Raw genomic sequence first — 1,888 nt, forward strand, 5'->3', positions numbered from 1 at the left:
GCCATCATCAATGCCGGTGGGAATGCAGGGAATGCCGGTTTTACCGCCAGTGCCATCTTGGCAAATGAGTGCGCCTTCTTCTGGTAATTGGGGCAGGGTACCGTTGGTGGTAAATATATTGCTGTGGATATGGATGCCTTCCGGGTAGAGATCCATGCGTTTGTCGGAGTTATTGGTATTGCCGTCTAATAGCTCGTGACTGGCGCCGACATAACCGAGGGTGCGGTTAAATTCGACTACGTTGTTAAAGAACTCAACTTTGTCATAACCCAATTGCAGTAAGCCGGTACCCTGAGGTACCGCGCTGACCACGCCGCCGGGGGCAAAGTTGGCGAGGTTATTGTAGCCCGCGTAGTTATTAAAAATTCGAGTTTGTTCGCCGTATTGGTTGAGGCCGGGTAGATCGAAGACCAAGAAACCGGCGGTATTACAGTGGGCGACGTTGTCGTGCATATCGGCGCGGTCACTGTTTTCAATTTCATAGCCCGCTACGTTAAACAGGGCTTCGCTGTTCTTAACGATAATGTCGTTGGACTGGCCGACATAGATACCGGCGTCGGAGGCGCCCAGTGACACCACATTGTCGAGTAAGACATTATTCGACAGCACGGGGTAGATCGCGTAGCCGCCGTTGGAACTGTCTATGGTGTAGTTGCGAGTTTGGCCACTGGCATCAGTGTAGAGACCGGTAGCGAGGGGAAAGGCGATGGGTAAGCCGTTGAGGCGGGGCGCCGGTACATTCGCTGGCCGCGCAAAGCTATCTGGCCAAGGGTGCTCACACGTCACTTCTAAACTTGCGGGAACCTTGGGGTCCATGCCGCCGCGGTTGTCGCCGCCGCTAGACCACATCGCGCGCAAATTACGCAGGGTGACAAAGTCCGAGTGCGAAATTTTTACCGAGAAGCCCGGGGTGTCGATGACGGTAAGGTCTTCTATGGTGATCCCCGTCATGTGGCTCATGGAAATGCCTTCTGGCGATTTCGATTGGGCAAAGTCAAAAATGGTTTTGGCCATACCCTGGCCTTTGATCGTAATACCCTGCTTGTGGGCCATGTCTAAGGTGGTCGTGAATTCAAAAACGCCTTCGCTAAATTCAATGGTGTCGCCGGCTTTGGCGGCAAACAAGGCTGTTAGGGTATCAACCTGCTCTTGGCTTTGGTCTTCATTGGGCGCTGGGGCGGGGTTGTTGTTATCGGCGATATACCAGGTGTCGCAGTCACCATCGTATCGACCGTCACTGATGTCTTGGCTGCTACAGGCCAGTTCAATTTCGGCAATGCGACGGGCAATAAGGGCGCGGCTGTCGCCGTTGGCCGTGCGCGCAAAGTCGGCAAGCTGAGAGTCGTCAAACTCGCCGTCGCTAACCTCGAAAGCCGATGCGGGTATCGATAAGGCTGCCGCTGCATCACGCACGGTTGCGGAGATTTGAATGCCGTTGTCGGCGTTCTTGTCTTCATCCAAGGTAAGCAGGAAGCGCGACAGATTAATCGCCGCTTGCTGATTTGGCTGAATTTGCGTCGGGGTGATGAATTCAGCAGCGGTGGCCTGACCTAAGCCGATGCCGCCGATGGCAAATTTGACTATATCGCCGCTGAAATAGCGAAATTCGCCATTGCTGGCCGTGAGTAAAATGCTCTTCTTCCCTTGGATACTATAGTGCGCACCGCTAATTGGGCCGTCGATGAAATAGCCGCTTAATTCACTTGGCGTTGGCGTCGGCGTGGGTGTTGGTGTCGGCGTTGGCGTTGGCGTGGGTGTGTTGCCAGATCCCACGGGTGTTGACGAGGAGCTACTACTGCTACCACCACAGGCGGCGAGTGCGGTAATAATAGCGATGGCAAGTAAGCGAGCGGGAGTGGAATAGTTCACGCAGAAGTCTCCAATATAA

At 54.2% G+C, this 1,888-nt stretch carries 1 protein-coding gene; it reads right to left on the reverse strand.

Features of this window, described 5'->3' with window-relative positions; all coding sequences use genetic code 11:
- On the reverse strand, window positions 1–1,869 hold a 1,869-nt coding region (locus ABYT30_RS18890), incomplete at its 3' end, for a parallel beta-helix domain-containing protein (protein WP_373098085.1).
- Window positions 1,870–1,888: the final 19 nt, after the last annotated feature.

Source organism: Zhongshania sp. (assembly GCF_041623545.1).
Lineage (GTDB): Bacteria > Pseudomonadota > Gammaproteobacteria > Pseudomonadales > Spongiibacteraceae > Spongiibacter.